Source organism: Sulfuricurvum sp., assembly GCF_019163035.1.
Classification (GTDB): domain Bacteria; phylum Campylobacterota; class Campylobacteria; order Campylobacterales; family Sulfurimonadaceae; genus Sulfuricurvum.
Genome location: NZ_JAFLKV010000111.1, coordinates 3,459 through 5,303, shown reverse-complemented (window position 1 = coordinate 5,303; position 1,845 = coordinate 3,459). Strand labels below are relative to the sequence as shown.

The window sequence follows — 1,845 nt, the reverse complement described above, 5'->3', positions numbered from 1 at the left end:
ATTGACATGAATAATATTGGAATCGGTATCAATCCAATACAATCCATCGCCCGAGGTATTCATGGAGACTTCGGTCCGTTTCAATTTCATCTCAAGCTGTTTTTGCTCATTAATGTCGGCTATGACCGAAATAAAATACTCAACATTCCCATTTTTATCCCGTACTGCTGCTGCACTGAGTTGAGCCCAAGTAGGGGTTCCATCTTTACGAACATATCTTTTTTCAATACTGAAAGTATCCTCTACCCCTTCATAGAGCTTGTTGGCATGAGAGAGATCAAAATCTAAATCATCTTTGTACGTTATATCCTGAAAGGTAAGGGACAATAGCTCTTCGCGGCTGTACCCTAAAAAATTGCATAGCTGTTGATTGACACGAATCCACTTCCCGCTTGCATCGACATGGGCTATCCCTATCGCGGCTTTTTCAAATGTCAATTCAAAAATATTAGAGTCCATTATTGTCCCAAAAATTATATCTATACATGATTAGAGTTTATTATATATCTACTTTTGTAAAGTTGAAAAAAAAGTATACTATTGAGAAGGAGAAGTTAAATATATGAAGAAGAAATGATTGGTTACGAAGATAAAACTATCCTTGACCCAAAAAGGTCAAGAAAATAGTTATGAACAGTGTCCGCCGCCGCAACAAGTGCTAGCTTCTTCCACTTCAACTTCTACCGGAGTTGATTCCCAAACACCGTGTTTAGTGCAGTAACCATGCGCTACGAGAGTCAATTTCTTACCCGTTGGAACGATGTTGAAGGTTACTTCCGCATGGTTTTTCTCATTTCCGAGTGTTCCAGGAACAAAATCAGCACGAGCAAGTAATGTTTCACCATTGTAAAGTGCGATGTTAGCGATAAAGTGGTCGAAATCATCCGGATGAGAATATTCATTCCCCATCTTAACGGTAACGGCAAATTTTTCACCTTTTTTAGCGTTTGCTGCACAGTGGATAAATGGAGAGTGACGGTCTATATAATCTTTTTTCGCTTCACGATCTACGGTGCTGATGTCTACGTAACGATTGATTGTTGGCATGTTGGTTCCTTGTTGAGTTTAATTATGATGGGGTATTGTACTCCCCTAAACTTTTAACTTCTTCTAAATCAGATATTTTATCTCTGAATTAATTTTTTCCAAAGCAACCGTCATCCAACAGCATTTTTTAACCATCCAAGCGGTAAAATCGAGACTTTAAAATGATGAATGGATAAGTGATATGTTAAAACCTCTTTTGATTGAAATCGGTGTCGAAGAACTTCCGGCAGTTCCACTGCTCAAAGAGCTTGCAGAAATAGAGAAAAAATGGGTCGCCGTTTTGGAAAAAAACGCCCTTGTCGGCGAGTTTGAGTTCTACTATACACCGCGCCGTTTGGTACTGTGGCACCGCGAGTTCAAAACACGCCAAGACGACCGCGTCGAAGAGTTCTTCGGAGCACCCGTGGAGATCGCGATCAAAGACGGAGTTCCCACTCCTGCCGCACTTGGTTTTGCCAAAAAATGCGGCGTTAAATTCGACCAAATTAGTCGCGCTGAAAAGGGCGGTAAAGAGGTTCTTTATTTCTCTAAAACCATTGAGGGACGAGAGAGCACTGAAATTTTGGGTGAAATGATCGATACATGGATCAAAAGCCTGAGCTTTGGTAAATCGATGCGCTGGGGTTCAAGCCATGAGAGCTTTATCCGTCCGATCCGTTGGGTAAACGTAACCCTCGGCGAAGCATTAGTTAATATAGAACTCTTCGGTGTACGCTCATCCGCTGAGACGTATGTCCACCGTATCAGCCATTTCGAAGCCAAAAAAGTAAACTCTATCCATCACTATTTCGATCTCCT

The 1,845-nt window shown here is 41.2% G+C and carries 3 protein-coding genes; 1 reads left to right on the top strand and 2 read right to left on the bottom strand.

The genetic code is table 11. The annotated features are described in order from the left end of the window. Together JZU62_RS07920 and JZU62_RS07915 are read right to left on the bottom strand one after the other, a co-directional pair. On the bottom strand, window positions 1–459 hold a 459-nt coding region (locus JZU62_RS07920), incomplete at its 3' end, for a PAS domain S-box protein (protein WP_295013589.1). Window positions 460–627: 168 nt separating this feature from the next. Beyond that, entirely contained in the window at window positions 628–1,047 is a 420-nt protein-coding gene (locus JZU62_RS07915) for a class II SORL domain-containing protein (protein WP_295013587.1), read from the bottom strand. A 181-nt stretch (window positions 1,048–1,228) separates the two neighbouring features. On the opposite strand from JZU62_RS07915, the gene JZU62_RS07910 reads away from it, so the two are divergent. After that, window positions 1,229–1,845 (top strand): glycine--tRNA ligase subunit beta (locus JZU62_RS07910; protein WP_295013603.1); only part of this gene is annotated, 617 nt, incomplete at its 3' end.

Excerpts from the sequence above, each read along its gene's own strand:
- JZU62_RS07915 (WP_295013587.1), bottom strand. The coding sequence starts at position 1,047 with ATGCCAACAATCAATCGTTACGTAGACATCAGCACCGTAGATCGTGAA.